Annotated in this window: 19 protein-coding genes; 18 read left to right on the top strand and 1 reads right to left on the bottom strand. The window is 42.4% G+C overall.

Features of this window, described 5'->3' with window-relative positions; all coding sequences use genetic code 11:
- Window positions 1-16 precede the first annotated feature (16 nt).
- Window positions 17-820: a sporulation protein YpjB gene (ypjB, locus tag GKC25_RS09740; RefSeq protein WP_106042263.1), complete on the top strand. Its 804-nt coding sequence runs from the start codon at window positions 17-19 to the stop codon at window positions 818-820.
- Between the two features lie 31 nt (window positions 821-851).
- Here the strand turns inward: ypjB and GKC25_RS09735 are convergent, their stop codons facing one another.
- Complete coding sequence (locus GKC25_RS09735) at window positions 852-1,724, bottom strand: YitT family protein (protein ID WP_003215598.1); 873 nt, start codon at window positions 1,722-1,724, stop codon at window positions 852-854.
- 137 nt (window positions 1,725-1,861) lie between these two features.
- Here GKC25_RS09735 and GKC25_RS09730 point away from each other — a divergent pair, with 137 nt between their 5' ends.
- From GKC25_RS09730 to GKC25_RS09650, 17 genes are all read left to right on the top strand, one after another.
- Window positions 1,862-2,197, top strand: coding sequence for a nucleotide pyrophosphohydrolase (locus tag GKC25_RS09730; protein ID WP_342689781.1), 336 nt, complete (start codon window positions 1,862-1,864; stop codon window positions 2,195-2,197).
- A 5-nt stretch (window positions 2,198-2,202) separates the two neighbouring features.
- Window positions 2,203-3,006, top strand: a complete 804-nt coding sequence (gene dapB / locus GKC25_RS09725; protein ID WP_058014826.1) for a 4-hydroxy-tetrahydrodipicolinate reductase — start codon at window positions 2,203-2,205, stop codon at window positions 3,004-3,006.
- A 17-nt stretch (window positions 3,007-3,023) separates the two neighbouring features.
- Entirely contained in the window at window positions 3,024-3,443 is a 420-nt protein-coding gene (gene mgsA, locus GKC25_RS09720; RefSeq protein WP_012010363.1) for a methylglyoxal synthase, read from the top strand.
- Window positions 3,430-4,134: a bacillithiol biosynthesis deacetylase BshB1 gene (bshB1, locus tag GKC25_RS09715; protein ID WP_034661049.1), complete on the top strand. Its 705-nt coding sequence runs from the start codon at window positions 3,430-3,432 to the stop codon at window positions 4,132-4,134. Before mgsA ends, bshB1 begins: the two co-directional genes overlap by 14 nt.
- A 2-nt stretch (window positions 4,135-4,136) precedes the next feature.
- Window positions 4,137-5,282, top strand: coding sequence for an N-acetyl-alpha-D-glucosaminyl L-malate synthase BshA (gene bshA, locus GKC25_RS09710; RefSeq protein ID WP_342689780.1), 1,146 nt, complete (start codon window positions 4,137-4,139; stop codon window positions 5,280-5,282).
- Window positions 5,275-6,477, top strand: a complete 1,203-nt coding sequence (locus GKC25_RS09705) for a CCA tRNA nucleotidyltransferase (protein WP_342689779.1) — start codon at window positions 5,275-5,277, stop codon at window positions 6,475-6,477. The genes bshA and GKC25_RS09705 overlap by 8 nt, the downstream gene beginning before the upstream one ends.
- Window positions 6,450-7,433, top strand: coding sequence for a biotin--[acetyl-CoA-carboxylase] ligase (locus GKC25_RS09700; RefSeq protein WP_342689778.1), 984 nt, complete (start codon window positions 6,450-6,452; stop codon window positions 7,431-7,433). Before GKC25_RS09705 ends, GKC25_RS09700 begins: the two co-directional genes overlap by 28 nt.
- A gap of 197 nt (window positions 7,434-7,630) precedes the next feature.
- Entirely contained in the window at window positions 7,631-8,470 is an 840-nt protein-coding gene (panB, locus tag GKC25_RS09695) for a 3-methyl-2-oxobutanoate hydroxymethyltransferase (RefSeq protein WP_334749512.1), read from the top strand.
- Entirely contained in the window at window positions 8,467-9,333 is an 867-nt protein-coding gene (panC, locus tag GKC25_RS09690) for a pantoate--beta-alanine ligase (protein ID WP_106037936.1), read from the top strand. The genes panB and panC overlap by 4 nt, the downstream gene beginning before the upstream one ends.
- On the top strand, window positions 9,326-9,709 hold the full coding sequence (panD, locus tag GKC25_RS09685; protein WP_024422780.1) for an aspartate 1-decarboxylase: 384 nt from the start codon (window positions 9,326-9,328) through the stop codon (window positions 9,707-9,709). The genes panC and panD overlap by 8 nt, the downstream gene beginning before the upstream one ends.
- A gap of 113 nt (window positions 9,710-9,822) precedes the next feature.
- Window positions 9,823-12,615, top strand: a complete 2,793-nt coding sequence (dinG, locus tag GKC25_RS09680; protein ID WP_034661040.1) for an ATP-dependent DNA helicase DinG — start codon at window positions 9,823-9,825, stop codon at window positions 12,613-12,615.
- 132 nt (window positions 12,616-12,747) lie between these two features.
- Window positions 12,748-12,918 (top strand): YpmA family protein, encoded by a 171-nt coding sequence (locus tag GKC25_RS09675; RefSeq protein ID WP_008344594.1) that lies wholly within the window; start codon window positions 12,748-12,750, stop codon window positions 12,916-12,918.
- A gap of 12 nt (window positions 12,919-12,930) precedes the next feature.
- Window positions 12,931-13,416, top strand: coding sequence for a cell wall elongation/penicillin-binding protein regulator TseB (gene tseB / locus GKC25_RS09670; RefSeq protein WP_060596725.1), 486 nt, complete (start codon window positions 12,931-12,933; stop codon window positions 13,414-13,416).
- A gap of 115 nt (window positions 13,417-13,531) precedes the next feature.
- A complete protein-coding gene (gene asnS, locus GKC25_RS09665; RefSeq protein ID WP_095285348.1) occupies window positions 13,532-14,824 on the top strand; it encodes an asparagine--tRNA ligase in 1,293 nt (430 codons plus the stop codon).
- A 98-nt stretch (window positions 14,825-14,922) separates the two neighbouring features.
- Window positions 14,923-15,627, top strand: coding sequence for a DnaD domain-containing protein (locus GKC25_RS09660; RefSeq protein ID WP_034661036.1), 705 nt, complete (start codon window positions 14,923-14,925; stop codon window positions 15,625-15,627).
- 17 nt (window positions 15,628-15,644) lie between these two features.
- Window positions 15,645-16,307: an endonuclease III gene (gene nth / locus GKC25_RS09655; protein WP_342689777.1), complete on the top strand. Its 663-nt coding sequence runs from the start codon at window positions 15,645-15,647 to the stop codon at window positions 16,305-16,307.
- Window positions 16,304-16,813, top strand: a complete 510-nt coding sequence (locus GKC25_RS09650) for a YpoC family protein (RefSeq protein WP_034661033.1) — start codon at window positions 16,304-16,306, stop codon at window positions 16,811-16,813. Before nth ends, GKC25_RS09650 begins: the two co-directional genes overlap by 4 nt.
- The last annotated feature ends 12 nt before the right edge of the window (window positions 16,814-16,825 follow it).

The following is a 16,825-nucleotide window of genomic DNA, read 5'->3' as shown; positions in this document are numbered from 1 at the left end:
GCTAGGAGGGACTTGCATGAAACGAAAGCCAATCGCGATGATTCTATTATTTTTTCTCGTATTACAGCCACCTGTTGCCAAAGGCGAGGAAACAGCCGCTAACGTGCTGCAAGAATTAACGGAACTATCAGATTCAATCTTTCAATTAACGAGACAAGCTAAATATGATGAGGCGTTACAGGTCGCATTGTATGTTGAAAAGACATTTAAAGCTGAGAATTGGCGTGGTACTCTGACAAATACGCAGATTCGGCAAATTACACTTGGCTATCAAGATATTATAAAAGGGCTGCCGCAGGAAGAATTGAATGAGCGCGAAAAGCTTCGTTATGCCTCTCAGTTTAGAATGCTGCTCGATGCGATCCAGTCAGACTCTGAGCCTCTTTGGGGTTCGCTGGAGAAGCCCATTATGGGGTCTTTTCCTACTTTGAAAAAAGAAGTGAGGGATCCGGAGTCGACGACGTTTTATGAAACTTGGAATGAGCTGGTTTCTTTATACGATATGATATACCCTAGTTTAACCATTGATGTTTCGCCTGAAAAGCTGCAAACGATTAAGCAGCATATGGAAGTGATTGAGCAAGGTGAATTTTTAAAAGCATCAAGTGGGACAAAGCTTGAGCGTCTCACGAAGCTCGAAGAGGATTTATCGAGTGTGTTTGCTCACGTCGATCAAGATGAAGCTGATCCATCGCTTTTATGGGTCATTTTAACAACAGGGAGTATCATTTTATTAACGTTAACGTATGTTGGGTTTCGGAAATACCGTGCTGAAAAAGAGAAGAAGCAAAAGCGTCAGGCTGATTATCCGAAATCATAAAAAAAGAAGCACCATTTTTGGGCTTCTTTTTTTAATGCGGATTAAGCGGCTTTTTGTGTTCATCTAATGTGAAGCCTTCACCAAGCACATCATGCACGTCACTGACGGATACAAATGCATGAGGATCGACTGAGGTCACGACGCTTTTGAGATGGACAAGCTCGTTTTTCGGGACGACGCAATAAAGGACGTTGCGCTCCTGTTTTGTATAGGAACCAACCCCTTTTAAAATGGTCACACCGCGCTCCATTTCCTCTGTGATTTTCTTTTGAATGATGTCATCTTTTTCAGAGATAATCATGGCGCCTTTGGCTGCGTAAGCGCCTTCTTGCATGAAGTCAATGACCTTTGCGGCAACAAACACTGCGACGAGTGTATACATGGCTTCTTTGTAATTTAAATAAGTAAGAGAAATCGTAATGACACATGCGTCGAAGATGAACATTGTTCGTCCCATGGCCACCTGATAATGCTTGTTGATGAGTCTTGCGATGATGTCCACGCCGCCGGTTGTACCGCCGAACTTAAAGATGATCCCGAGGCCTGTTCCGATAAACACACCAGCAAAGAGCGCGGCTAGAGCCAAATCGTGCTGGAGAGGCATATGTATTTGAAAGCGCTGGAAGATGGCAAGAAAGACAGAAAGACTGACGGTTCCTACAATTGTATAAGTAAACATGGTTCTGCCGAGCATTTTCCAGCCGATAAAAAAGATCGGAATGTTTAAGACAAGGTTTGAAATGGATGGATCAATGTGAAATAGAAAATATAAAAGCAGTGTAATACCTGTAAATCCGCCTTCCGCCAAATTGTTCTGCATATTAAAATGAACAAGACCGAAAGAAAAAATCGCAGATCCTATTAAAATAAATACGATATTTTTAAGACGAATTTCTTTTAGCAAGAGACCACTCCTTTTTTTGCTTAGACAGCGATAATATTATATGGTATGGGAGAGAAACAAGCAAACTGAGTCTTAAACATTTGTCAAATATTTATGATTTCGCTAACATGTAAGAGATGGATAGGAGGATGAGCTTCATGACGAATGAAAAAACGCTGCGTCACGTGCAGCAAGAAGTAGATGATTACATAGGACAATTTAAAGAAGGCTATTTCAGCCCGCTTGCCATGATGGCCCGTCTGACAGAAGAATTAGGCGAGCTAGCAAGAGAGGTTAACCATTACTATGGAGAAAAGCCGAAAAAAACAACGGAAACAGAAAGAAGCATGGAAGAAGAAATTGGCGATGTTTTGTTTGTGTTAACATGCCTCGCTAATTCACTAGATATATCACTAGAGGAAGCACACGATCGTGTGATGCATAAATTCAATACAAGAGACAAAGACCGCTGGACGAAAAAAGAAGGGAAGTAGAGACGATGACGAACCAAACCATCAAAGTAGTAATCGCTGGAGCAAGAGGAAGAATGGGGATAGAGGCTGTGAAGCTGGCAGAAGAAACGAGCCATTTTGAGCTTGTGGCAGCCCTTGATCACGCGCACGAAGGAAAAAAATTATCTGATGTGATTCATACGACATCTGAGGCGCCAATTTATACAGATATTGATGTGTGTCTTTCAGAGACAGCACCTGATGTATTAATTGATTTGACGACACCAGAAATCGGGAAAGTACATACAAAAAAGGCACTTGAACATGGCGTCCGACCAGTCGTAGGAACCACTGGATTTTCTGAAGCTGACCTGAAAGAGCTACAGCAATTAACAGAAGAAAAGGGCATAGGCTGTATTATTGCGCCAAACTTTGCTGTCGGTGCGGTCTTAATGATGAAGTTTGCCAAAATGGCAGCGAATTACTTTCCTGACGTTGAAATCATTGAGCTTCACCATGATAAAAAACTAGATGCTCCGAGCGGTACAGGGCTTAAAACAGCTGAAATGATTGCAGAAGTCAGAGAAAGCAAAAAGCAGGGACATCCAGAAGAGAAAGAATTAATCGAAGGTGCACGAGGCGCAGATTATGACGGTATCCGTCTGCACAGCGTAAGACTTCCGGGTATGATTGCACATCAAGAAGTACTGTTTGGAATGGACGGACAGACGCTCACAATTCGCCATGATTCTTATAACCGTGCATCATTTATGTCAGGTGTGAAGCTTTCAGTTGAACAGGTCATGCACATTGATCAGCTCGTCTATGGTTTAGAAAATATCATCGACTAATAAGGAGTGGATTCCTGATGAACATTGCTTTAATCGCTCACGATAAGAAAAAAAGTGACATGATCCAATTTGCCATTGCGTACCGTGATATATTGGCAGATCATACACTTTACGCAACAGGGACAACAGGTTTGAGAGTGAAAGAAGCGACGGGGCTTCCCATTCATCGTTTCCAGTCAGGACCACTTGGAGGAGATCAGCAGATTGGTGCTTTAATTGCTGATAATGCAATGGATCTTGTGCTCTTTTTTAGAGACCCGCTTACCGCGCAGCCGCATGAACCGGATGTATCTGCACTCATTCGGCTTTGTGATGTGTATACCATTCCACTAGCCACCAATATGGGGACCGCTGAAATTTTAGTCAGGAATTTAAATAAAGGCACGTTTGATTTTCGAGATGTAGCAAAAAACGGAGGAACAAATGAAACGACTTGATATCCTTGCATTCGGTGCCCACAGCGATGATGTTGAGATCGGTATGGGCGGAACGATTGCAAAATACGTAAAAAAAGGGGCGCGTGTCGGGATTTGCGACTTGACCCAGGCCGAATTATCTTCGAATGGAACGGTAGAGAGCCGTAAAGAGGAAGCAAAAGCTGCTGCCGCCATTTTAGGTGTGTCAACGCGAATCCAGCTCACACTGCCAGACAGAGGACTTTATCTAAATGACGAAGCGATGAAGGACATTGCAGGCGTGATTCGAACATACAAGCCAAAACTGATTTTTGCTCCGCATCACCAAGATCGGCATCCAGATCATGGTCATGCGGGCTCACTTGTAGAAGAGGCTGCTTTTTCGGCAGGTATACATAAATTTGAAGATTCATACAAGCAGCCAGCGCATAAAATAAGTCAGATGTATTATTACATGATTAACGGCCATCATCGTCCAGATTTTGTGATTGATATTTCTGAGGAAATGCACCAAAAAATTGATAGCTTGCATGCGTATAAAAGTCAATTTGTTAAATCGGCGAATTCAGTTGAGACACCTCTTGTGAACGGTTATATTGATTTTGTCAAAATGAGAGAGTCTATGTATGGAAGGGAAGTCAATAAAGCTTATGCAGAAGGGTTTATCACAAAGAAACCACTTTTGATAGATGACGACTTACTTGGGGGGTAATTATGAAAAAACTGAAGGTCGGAATCACTTGTTATCCAAGTGTCGGCGGCTCGGGCATTATTGCTACGGAACTTGGAAAACGTTTAGCTGAAAAAGGGCACGATGTTCATTTCATTACCTCAAGTATTCCGTTTAGGCTCAATAAAGTGTATCCGAATATTTATTTTCATGAGGTGGATGTCAATCAATATGCTGTTTTTCAATATCCGCCTTATGACCTTGCATTAGCAAGTAAATTGGCAGAAGTCGCAAAACGAGAGAAGCTTGATATTATTCACGCGCATTATGCGGTTCCGCACGCCGTCTGTGCGTTCTTAGCGAAGCAGATGACGGGACACTCTGTGAAAGTCGTCACGACGCTTCACGGGACGGATATTACGGTATTAGGCTATGATCCATCACTAAAGGAAGTCATTCGATTTGCGATCGAATCATCAGACCGGGTAACGGCGGTATCGCATTCATTAGCTGCGCAGACGTATGACCTTATCAAACCAAATAAAAAGATCGAGACGATCCATAATTTTGTCGATGAACGGGTGTATTTGCGCGAAGATCACGAAGTGCTAAAGACACATTATGGTCTTTTACCGGACGATAAGGTCGTCATCCATGTATCAAATTTTCGAAAGGTCAAACGGGTGCATGATGTCGTTCATGTGTTTAAAAAGATCTCAGAACGGGTGCAGGCAAAGCTGCTGCTCATCGGTGATGGTCCTGAAAAATCGGTCGTATGCGAACTCGTGAAAAAACTGGGGCTGACAGACCGCGTGTTATTTTTAGGAAAGCAAGAGAAAGTAGAAGAGCTGTATTCCATCAGTGATTTGAAGCTGCTTCTTTCTGAGAAAGAGAGCTTCGGACTTGTGCTTCTTGAGGCGATGGCATGCGGTGTCCCATGTATTGGGACTGATGTTGGCGGGATTCCAGAGGTCATTACACATGGAGAAACAGGTTTCCTTGTCCCGCTCGGCGATATAGACGCGGCAGCTAAACACGCAGTCTCTATACTCAAAGACAAAGCGCTTCATGAACAAGTGTCTGCGGCGGCCCAGTCTAGTGTTCAGGCCCATTTCTCTTCTGAAAAAATTGTGAGTGAATATGAAGAGCTTTACCTAGAATTGATCGAAGGTGATGATGAACATGAATGAACCATTCACACATGCGATCCCTATTTTACATACACTGCACGAACATGGGCATCAGGCTTACTTTGTCGGCGGAGCAGTGAGAGATGTCCTTTTAGGCAGGGAAATCGGCGACATCGATATAGCAACAGATGCAACGCCTGATACGGTCGAATCCTTATTTGAAAAAACAGTTGATGTTGGCAAAGAGCATGGCACTGTCATCGTGTTACATGATGGGGTCAGCTATGAGGTGACGACGTTTCGAACTGAATCAGAATATGAAGATTTTCGCAGACCGAAAGAAGTGGCGTTTATCACATCATTGAAGGAAGATCTTTTAAGAAGAGATTTAACGATCAATGCGATGGCCATGGATATAAATGGGGAGATCATTGACCATGTAGGGGGCAAACAGGATATTGAGCGGAAACGAATTCAAACCGTAGGAGATCCTGCGTGCCGCTTTCAGGAAGACGCGCTTCGTATGATGAGAGCGGTCCGTTTTTTAAGCCAGCTTGGCTTTGAGCTCGCTGCAGAAACGGCTGAAGCGATGAAAAAAGATAAGCACCTGCTTGCCAACATATCAGTTGAACGCAAAAAGATTGAAATGGAGAAGCTTTTAAAAGGCCGTTATTGTGAGCGGGCGATTAAGGTGCTCATTTCTACCAAATTGTATGAAGAATTGCCGGGTCTCAAAAAGGATGGTCTGCAAGAATCCTTTCAATCATTTCCGTATTATTTACTGGATGGACTAGAAGAAGTATGGGGGGCTGTTATCCATTTGCTTGGCTTAGATGAAGCGGAGGCTGTGCTCTTCTTAAAAGAATGGAAGCTGTCAACAAAGCTTTTGAAAGACGCGGTGGCGATTAGCCAATACGTCGATTGTGACTGGGATGCGGATAAGATGTTTGAGGCTGGTGAACACGTGCTCTTATCTAGCTTGAAGATCTCACAGCTAAAACACGAGCGCCGCATTTTCTTTGACGAGCTTGAGGCAGCGAAGCGTTCTTATGATGCCCTTCCGATTAAAACGCTTCAAGACCTCGCTGTTTCAGGAAAAGATTTAATGGCCTTTCGGCAAAAGACATCAGGAAAATGGATCGCAGAAGAGCTCGATTTGGTGAAAAAAGCCGTTCTGCAAAATCATTTGGAAAACCGAAAAGAAGCCATAGAGGAGTGGCTTACAGCATGCGATCAGCAATTAGAAAACGATTAATCGAACTATTTACAGCATCAAGTGAGGACTTTGTCTCAAGTCAGCAAATATGTGATGAGCTTGGCTGTTCTCGAACGGCTGTCTGGAAGCATATAGAGGGCCTCAGAAAAGAGGGCTATGAGGTAGAAGCCGTCAGAAGAAAGGGGTACCGCCTGCTTCGTAAACCGGACAAAATTAGTGAGGATGAAATTCTGTTTGGTCTAGAAACAGAGAGCTTTGGCAGGCACATTTATTTTCAGAAAGAAGTCGCCTCCACACAGCTGATTGCCCATGATCTTGTAAATGAAGGTGCGCCCCACGGTACGCTCGTTGTCAGTGATCATCAGACAAATGGGAAAGGCCGCCTTCAAAGAACGTGGCATTCACCAAATGGGACAGGCATCTGGATGAGTCTCGTTCTACGGCCTGAAATTCCGCTGCACAAAGCGCCGCAGATGACGCTTTTAGCATCTGTAGCCATCGCAGAAGCCATTGCAGAGCAAACAGGACTCAGTCCATCCATTAAATGGCCAAACGATATTTTGTTAAACGGGAAAAAGGTCGTTGGCATTCTGACTGAATTAAAAGCAGAGGCGGACCAGGTTCATGCGGTGATTATTGGCCCGGGCATTAATGTGAACCAAACGGCTGATGACTTTCCGGATGAACTAAAGGATGTCGCCACGAGCCTGCGAATGGAACTGAATGAAAAAGTGGACCGTGCTGCCCTCATACAACAGATCATGTCCACCTTTGAAAAAAGGTATGACGATTATATGAAGCATGGATTTACACCGATTAAACAATTATGGGAATCGTTTGCGATGACGATCGGTCAGCATATTGTTGCCCGCACCGTCAATGGGCAATACACTGGAAAAGCGCTCGGAATCAATGAAGAAGGTGTTTTATTGCTTGAAACGGAGGAAGGTATTCAAAAAATCTACTCCGCAGACATCGAGATAAAGTTAACTTAAGTGGAACACCCGGCACATTTTTGATATACTTCGTGTGGGCAGTATCTGAAAAAGAGCTGTACCTGTAGAAACAAAAATTTGATAAATTTCTGCCTTGATCCTAAGGGACTTGGACAGAGGGATGATTCGCCGCGCATGAGAGATCAAAACATGTGATGTGAGGCAAGCCATCTCCTCTCCAGAATGAGGAGGAACAAATGAAGACAAAGCTAGATTTTTTCAAAATGAAAGAACAAAACGAACCGATTGTGATGCTGACAGCATACGACTATCCATCTGCAAAGCAAGCAGAAAAAGCGGAAGTCGACATGATCTTAGTTGGTGATTCACTTGGGATGGTTGTACTTGGACTCGATTCGACAGTACAAGTCACAATCGATGACATGATTCATCACACAAAAGCAGTGAAAAGAGGCGCAAAAGACACATTTATTGTGACGGATATGCCATTTATGTCTTACCATTATTCATTAGCAGAAACATTGAAAAACGCAGCACGCATCATGCAAGAAAGCGGTGCGGATGCCTTAAAGCTAGAAGGCGGAGATGGCGTATTTGAATCCATTCAAGCTCTCACAAGAGGCGGGATTCCTGTCGTCAGTCATTTAGGCCTCACACCTCAGTCAGTTGGAGTACTTGGCGGATATAAAGTGCAAGGAAAAGACCACGAAAGTGCGCAGAAATTGATTGAAGACAGCTTAAAATGTGAGGAAGCTGGTGCGATTGCACTTGTGCTTGAATGCGTACCTGGTGAACTGACAAAACGTATTACCGACATGCTGAAAATTCCTGTCATCGGGATTGGTGCAGGAGCTGAGGCAGACGGACAAGTTCTCGTTTACCATGATGTGGTAGGATACGGGGTGTCTAGAACACCTAAGTTTGTGAAACAATACGCGCAAATTGATACTGTACTAGAAGAAGCGCTTATTCAATATACGAAAGAAGTAAAAGCACACACATTTCCAGAAGACAAGCATACATTTCATATCAAAGAAGAAGTCCTTAATGGTTTATATGGGGGTATGAAAAAATGAACGTTGTCACCCATATTCACGAGCTGAAAGAATGGATCAAGCAGCATCAAGAAAAACAGCATTCCATCGGCTTTGTCCCAACGATGGGCTTTCTTCATGAAGGACATCTGACGCTCGCGAAAGAGGCAAGGGATCAAAATGACATTGTGGTAATGAGCATTTTTGTCAATCCTTTGCAATTTGGACCGAACGAGGACTTTGAATCCTATCCAAGGGATATGAAAAGAGATCAGCGCCTTGCAGAAGAAGCAGGTGTGGATATTTTATTTACACCTGATGTGAAAGAAATGTACCCAAATGAACCATCTATCACGATGACAGTTCAAAAGCGGACTGATGTCTTATGCGGGAAAAAACGTCCAGGACATTTCGACGGCGTTGTTACTGTGCTTACAAAGCTATTTCATCTTGTAGCACCAACAAATGTATATTTTGGTCTAAAGGATGCACAGCAAGTCGCTGTGATCGATGCGATGATCAAGGATTTCTTCTTTGATCTTCACCTTGTATCTGTGCCGACAGTTAGAGAAGAAAACGGTTTAGCGAAAAGTTCAAGAAATGTGTACTTATCTGAAAAAGAAAGACAAGAAGCACCTGCTTTGTACCGCGCATTGAAAAAAGGACAGTCAGCGGTTGAAAAAGGTGAACGTGACGTCAGTCGTATTTATCAGTTGGTAGAAGAGGAAATTCTTCAAACGAGCGGGGAAATCGATTATATTGAGATCTACTCCTATCCAGAGCTTGAGCCGCTTCAGCAGTTGGCAGGTCAGGTCATCATTGCGATTGCGGTGAAATTCTCACGGGCAAGACTGATTGATAATGTGATATTCCATGTTCCTGAAAGCGGTGAAAAACATGTATAGAACCTTTATGACCTCTAAACTTCATAAAGCGACGGTAACAGAAGCAAACTTACATTATGTAGGAAGTATCACCATTGACGAAGATTTACTTGATGCGGCAGGCATGATGGCAAATGAGAAAGTACAGATTGTCAATAATCACAATGGCGCGAGACTTGAAACATATATTATTCCTGGTGAAAGAAAGAGCGGTGTCATTTGTCTAAATGGCGCGGCAGCAAGATTGGTTCAACCGGGGGATGAAGTGATTATTATCGCTTATGGGATGCTCTCAGAAGAAGAAGCAAAGACACATACACCAAAAGTGGTCGTATTAAATAAACAAAATCAAATTGAACAAATGATTGGGCAAGAGCCTGCGAGAACGATTTTATAACGCATGCTGCAAGGAAACAGAACAGTTTTAAGAAAAGAAGCTGTTCTGTTTCAGCTATTTTGCCCAGAGCGTGTTTCACTTCGAGTGAAACGAGGAATTGAGGTGTCCATTTTATGGCCGATCAAAGGTTTGTTGTCGTTGATATTGAAACCACCGGAAATTCACCCAAAAAGGGTGATAAAATCATTCAAATTGCTGCGGTGGTCATTGAAAATGGACAAATTGTCGAACGGTATTCAAAATATGTGAACCCGGGAAAAGCGATCCCTGGATTTATTGAACAGCTGACAGGTATTCAGCAGCACATGGTTAACGATGCAGTGTTTTTTGAGGACATTGCCCAAGAGGTGTATGATCTTATTCAAGGCGCTTATTTTGTTGCGCACAATGTTCATTTTGACTTGAATTTTTTAAATGATGAACTAAAAGCATGCGGGAAAAATGAGCTGGATGTGCTAGCGATTGATACAGTTGAGATTTCTAGAATTCTTTATCCAGAGCTTGAAGGTTATAAGCTCACTGAATTAAGTGAAGAGCTCATGCTTCCACATGACCACCCGCACCGGGCGGATAGTGATGCGGAAGTTACTGCCATGTTATTTTTAACCTTATTACATCAATTAACACATACACCGCCAAATGTTCTAAAGCAGCTGCGCAGATTATCCTCTTATCTCTTAAGCGATATAGGACTTTTAATACAGCAGCTTGAAACGAGTCGTGCTAGCCGTGAAGATTCTTTGGTAGAAGTGGGCTCTTTTGCTGTAAAAGATGTCACCAATCCTGAAACGGATACGACAGATTCAGTAGGGGAAGACGATGAACAGCTGTTTGAGGAGATCAAAAAGAAGCTTCCCCAAACAGTGGAAGGCTATGAAGTAAGAGAAGGCCAGCTCACGATGATGAATAAAGTGAGAGATGTGTTTCATGAAAGGGCCTATGCTTTAATTGAAGCGGCACCAGGTATTGGAAAAACGCTGGCATACCTCATACCAGCTGCACTAGAGGCAAAGAAATCAGGAAAACCTGTCATTATTAGTACATATTCCATTCTTTTGCAGCAGCAAATGCTTCAGCGCGATGTGCCGATTTTAAATCAATTGCTTCCGTTTGAGCCAGCTGCCTGTGTATTCAAAGGACGGGCGCATTATATTTGCTTAGATAAGTTTGAGCATGTGCTGCATGAGGAAGATGATAACTATGATGTGGTCTTAACGAAGGCGCAAATATTAATGTGGCTCCTTGTCACAGAAACGGGTGATTTATCTGAACTGAATTTACCGTCAGGAGCTGCCAATATAAAAGACCGTATTTCGTGTGTGCACATGCCGTTTACATCGAAAAAGCGCCGCTTTAAAGAATACTGCTTTTATGAACGCGCCAAAAAAAGAGCCAAAACAGCCAATTTAATTTTAACAAATCATCGCCTGCTCTTATCACAAACGGAAGCATCGTCTATCTTTCAGCATGCAGACGTATATGTGATTGACGAGGCTCATCAATTTGAGAAAACAGCCAATGAAACACTAGGAGATAGTGCGTCGTATATCCAGCTTCATGCGAAATTAACTCAGCTTGGCTCCTTACAGGGCGGTCTTTTAAACAAGCTGAAAAAGAGATTTCACGGTGCAGGTTTACAGACGGACACCTTTATCGAAATGGATGAGTATCTTCATCAGCTTCAAATGGAAAGTGACGCCTTCTTTAGTACCGTTCATTCTTTTGTCAAAAGGACAAAACCAAAAGCAGACATCAATCGTCTCATTCATAGAGTACGTCATCATTCGAAGCATGCGCAGTGGAAACGGATTAAAGAGACGGCAAGTAAGCTTTGTTCCTTGTTAATTGCTTGTGAAAAGCTGTATGAGCAGCAAAAAAGCGAGCTTCTTCAAAAAAGTGATCAGCTGACAGAACACTTTGCCTTTGAAGCAGAGGAATACGATCAAGTGATGTCGTTTATGCATACATTTTGCAGTACGCTGTACCGGTTTATTTTTGAACCGAAAAATGATGAAACGGTTTGGATTGAGATTGATGCAAAGGGTGCCAAAAATGCTGTCTTTATGCATGCACAGCCGCTAGATACAGGAGAGCTTTTAGCTGATCGTTTTTTTATGAACAAAAAAAGTGTTGTTCTCACATCAGGAACACTCACAATCAATGGGCGCTTTGATTATTGCTTAGAACGATTTGGTCTGCAGGATTTTTATCCGCATCTTGTACAGATTGAGTCACCGTTTGAACTTGAAAAACAGCTCAAGGTGATTGTACCAGCTGATATGCCGCCGATTACGAACCGTGATGAGCACGACTATGTAGAGCAAGCAGCACGGTACATTAAGGTGATGGAAAAGCAGCATCAAGCGAAGATATTGGTGTTGTTTAATTCACATGAGATGTTAAAAGCAGTGTATGAAGAGCTGAAAACAGAAGGGATGCAAGCCGCCCTTTTTGCTCAAGGTCTGACGGGCGGGAGCCCTGTTAAATTAACGAAAATGTTCAAATTAGCAAAACATGCGATTTTACTTGGTACGGGTAGTTTTTGGGAAGGTGTCGATTTTCCTGGATCAGAACTGACAACAGTCATTATGGCACGTCTCCCGTTCAGGCCGCCTGATTCACCGCTCATTGAAGCAAAATGTGACGCCGCTAAAAAACAGGGGAAGAATCCGTTTAAAGCCGTTGCTCTCCCAGAAGCTGTGCTAACCTTTAAACAAGGTGCAGGACGCTTGCTGCGCTCTGAAAAAGACATAGGTACATTGCTCATTTTAGACCGCCGAGTGAAAACCGCTTCATATGGAAAGCTATTTTTAGAATCACTCCCTCATGCGCCAGTCCACGAGATGTCAAAAGAATCACTTGAGGCGTATATAGAGAAGCTCAACAACGAAAAGCCGCTGTCATAAGCGGCCTTTAGCTGGTGTGGGTTTGGAGTTAATTTATCGTAACGGCTTTTTGTGTTCCGTTGTAAAAATAGTATCGGTTCCCGCGCCGAAAAGTATGACTAACAATATTTACGTACCGAGGAGGAATTAGAAGTGGAAAGTAAAATAGAGGTACTTTCAACTGTTCAAATTAAGCATTCAGAGGACCTGTATAAAATTGTTGACTTATTGAACAGAACGCTTAAAAGAGAAGATCTCATGTTTGGATTAGCATTAGATCAAGAAGATCAAAATCAAGCGATATTTACGATATATCGCACATAGGGGAAGCTTGACATGAAAAAAATAGTCTGGATCATTTCATCCGTTGTAGCTCTCGTTTTGCTCATTGGCATCATCAGTTTTACGTGGATTTATCAGATTGCCATGGGACAAAAAGAACAAGGTCATGAGGCGGCGATTGAACGAGCAAAAAAACAAGCAAACATCGTACAAGTGGAGCAAGTGGAAACCTTTGTCGGGAAAGAAAAACAATTTATTGTTGAAGGAAAAAACAAACAAAATGAAACAACCTATGTTTGGGTACCTGCCAGCAATAAAGAAAAAGTGATCGCAAAAAAAGCAAAAGAAGGCATTACCTCAAATCAAGCAGTACAAGCCGTTCAAAAGGAGAACACTGTATCTAAGCTAAAGGACGTTCAATTAGCAAGAGAAGGTGACGTACTCCTTTGGGAAGTGACGTACTTAAATGAGAACAATCAATACAGCTTCAGCTATGTCGACTTCTCGACAGGACACGTGGAAAAAAATGTAACGCCATAGTTTCTCCTGTCTTGCGTTGACCATGCTGATTTAGAACGGTTATAATAAAATGTATGAAAAAAGATTCACACCTGTCGAAAAGGTGAGTTTCTTTCTGGCTTTGGAGGGAATTATGTTGAAAACAACGATTAATCAAGTGTTCAAACATGTCGATGAAGATGTAACCATCGGCGCATGGATTGCCAATAAACGTTCAAGCGGTAAAATTGCATTCTTGCAGCTGCGTGACGGGACAGGCTTTATTCAAGGAGTCGTAGTAAAAGCAGAAGTGGAAGAGGAAGTCTTTAAGCTTGCGAAATCAGTCACTCAAGAAACATCTGTCTATGTGACAGGACAAGTGACAAAAGACGAGCGTTCACCTCTTGGTTTTGAATTGCAAGTGAAATCCATTGAAGTGATTCACGAAGCAACTGACTATCCAATTACACCAAAAGAGCATGGAACAGAATTCTTAATGGATCACCGTCATTTATGGCTTCGTTCTAAAAAGCAGCATGCCATTATGAAAATTCGTAACGAAATTATTCGTGCTACATATGAATTCTTCCATCAAGAAGGTTTCGTGAAAGTAGATCCGCCAATTTTAACTGGAAGTGCACCTGAGGGCACAACGGAGCTGTTTGCGACGAAATATTTTGATGAAGATGCGTACCTTTCTCAAAGTGGACAGCTTTACATGGAAGCTGCGGCAATGGCACTCGGAAAAGTATTCTCATTTGGCCCAACATTTAGAGCTGAAAAATCTAAAACAAAACGTCATTTAATTGAGTTTTGGATGATCGAGCCTGAGATGGCTTTTGTCGAATTTAATGAAAACCTTGAGTATCAAGAACATTATGTGACTCATGTTGTTCAAAGTGTACTTGAAAACTGTAAAGTTGAACTGCATACACTTGGCCGTGATACAGCAAAATTAGAAAACATCAAAGCACCATTCCCGCGCATCACTTACGATGAAGCGATTAAATTCTTGCAGGAAAAAGGCTTTGACGATATTGAATGGGGAGATGACTTCGGTGCGCCTCACGAAACAGCGATCGCTGAAAGCTACGATAAACCAGTGTTTATCACTCATTACCCAACATCATTAAAACCATTTTACATGCAGCCTGCACCGGATCGTGATGATGTCGTCCTTTGTGCAGACTTGATTGCACCAGAAGGCTACGGAGAGATCATTGGCGGTTCTGAGCGTGTGCATGATCTAGAGCTGCTTGAAGCAAGATTGAAAGAACATGGGCTAGATCAAGAAACTTACAAATGGTACACAGAATTAAGACAATATGGTTCTGTACCGCATTCAGGTTTTGGTCTTGGACTTGAACGTACAGTTGCTTGGATTAGTGGAGCGCCGCATGTGCGTGAAACCATTCCTTTCCCAAGATTATTAAACCGTTTATATCCTTAAGACATGAAAGCCTCCAACATATGGAGGCTTTTTCAAACGTTTTTTGGAGGGGCACGTGAAATAAAACGTGATATACTTAAAGTGAAGAGGTGTATCCGATGAATAGGCAGCAATTTATAAATATGCAGCAAATGGGTTCGACCAGTTTGCCTAATTTGCTGATTGCTCATTATGAGCAGTTAGGACTGAATGAATCACAAATGATGGTGATGCTCAAGATTAAAATGAATGAAGAACAAGGTGTTTTCTTTCAAACATTTGAAGAGCTGTCCCATGGCATGACCATTTCAGCTGAAGAGTGTGCGTATATGGTTCAGCATTTAATTCAAAAGGGATTTATTTCGATTCAGCCGTTTGAGGACGGGTCTGGTATTCAGCATGACCGATACTCAGTTGAGCCTTTATGGGGCGTACTGTATGACTTTTTAGAAGCAAAACAAGCGAAGGAAGGTCAAAAACTTCATGTGCAGGCTGAAAAGTCTTTATATGCTCTATTTGAAGATGAATTTGGCAGACCGCTGTCTCCTCTTGAAGGAGAAACACTCTCGATCTGGATGGATCAAGACCATCATGATGCTGAAATGATTCGCCTAGCGTTAAGAGAAGCGGTTTTATCAGGAAAATTAAATTTCCGTTATATCGACCGAATTCTGTTTGAGTGGAAAAAGAAAGGGCTGAAAACAGCGGAAGAAGCAAAAGAGCATAGCCAGCACTTCCGTTCTCAGCAAAAAGCGCCACCTTCAAAAGAAGAGACGTCAACATATAAACGACAAGTTCCTTTTTATAATTGGCTGGAACAATAACCAATAAAGGAGAAGTCATGTTATCAAAAAAACAAATCAATGAATGTTTAGATATTATAGGAGATATGTTTCCAGAGGCTGAGTGTGAGCTTGTTCATTCCAATCCATTTGAACTTGTGATCGCTGTGGCACTCTCTGCGCAGTGTACAGACGTGCTTGTCAACAAAGTCACCAAAACGTTATTTCAAAAATATCAAACACCAGAAGACTATTTAAGTGTACCGCTTGAAGAATTGCAGCAAGATATTCGTTCGATTGGCCTTTATCGAAATAAAGCCAAAAACATTCAAAAGTTGAGCAAAATGCTGATTGAAGAATATGGCGGTGAAGTGCCAAAGGATTGGGACGAGCTTGTGAAGCTTCCTGGGGTGGGCCGGAAAACAGCAAATGTCGTCGTATCTGTCGCTTTTGGAGTGCCGGCCATTGCTGTCGATACACACGTAGAACGAGTCAGTAAGCGTCTTGGGATTTGCCGGTGGAAGGATTCTGTTCTTGAAGTAGAGCAAACCTTAATGAAAAAGGTGCCAGAAGAAGATTGGTCTGTGACGCATCACCGCCTAATCTTTTTTGGCAGATATCACTGCAAGGCGCAGCGGCCGCAGTGCGAGTCTTGTCCGCTTCTTGATATGTGTAGAGAAGGGCAGAAGAGGCTGAAAAAAGGATTGGTGAAGCTGGCATGAGCGGGGCAGCTGTTTTTACCTCATATGTCGAAAAGCTAAAAGGGAAAAAGGTAGAGATGAAAGGCGATCGAGTAGACATACTTAGAGATAATCCACTCGCATATGATCTATCATCAGAACTTTTAACAGATGAGCTTCCATGGCAGAAAACAGAAGAATTTGTTCCTGTGATGTTCGAACTGTGGAATGAATTAAAAGAAAAAATGCTTCCTCGTTTTCAAACAAGAAAGTCCCGGTGTGAAGAAGATGATATGCTGCAAGGTATTGTCAGTATGATTGCGATGTTTTACTGGATCAAAGGGGAGAGACTTCAAACGCTTGAATGGGAACATATCAAGCAAGAGACTTTTCCTGTAGCTCCGATTAACTGGACGGAACGTTTAGAGTTCATTTTGCTAAAACCAACTCAATATCATTGCTTTATTCAACTGGACGAGCTATACACGGAACTAAAAAAGCAGTATGGAAAACATGAAGCACTTAAAAAGATCAGACAAAACCGTTAAAAAAAGCACTTG

Origin of the sequence: Bacillus pumilus (genome assembly GCF_038738535.1) — a bacterium.
Lineage (GTDB): Bacteria > Bacillota > Bacilli > Bacillales > Bacillaceae > Bacillus.
This window is presented reverse-complemented; position numbering and strand designations above follow the sequence as displayed.